This window comes from Photobacterium sp. R1 (genome assembly GCF_054600795.1).
The window spans coordinates 1-247 of sequence record NZ_BAAHZP010000827.1 but is presented as its reverse complement, the minus strand read 5'-3'; the positions used below and the strand labels follow the sequence as shown (position 1 = coordinate 247).

Genomic DNA, 247 nt, shown 5'->3' with positions numbered 1-247 from the left:
CGCATGTAATCGGCCGCCACATAATTGGTCGCTTCGGTGATCAGATGTTTAAACAGGTCACGATCGCTCTGGGTAACCTTGATGGCTTCGAGCGTCATGCGGTTTTCACGCAGCGCCGCTTCCATATCCTGGAAAGCTTTTTTCACACCAGAGTTATGCGGCAGCAGGTAATCGCGCAGCGAGCGTGTAATGGCACTGGAAATACCGCCGTACAGCGATGCTTCAATTAAACGGTAGAACTTCGATC

The 247-nt window shown here is 51.4% G+C and carries 1 protein-coding gene; it reads right to left on the bottom strand.

Annotation, left to right across the window (positions count from 1 at the left end; all coding sequences use genetic code 11):
• Nucleotides 1–247: hypothetical protein (locus ACYP03_RS27385; protein ID WP_459782857.1), on the bottom strand; the 247-nt coding region annotated here is incomplete at both ends.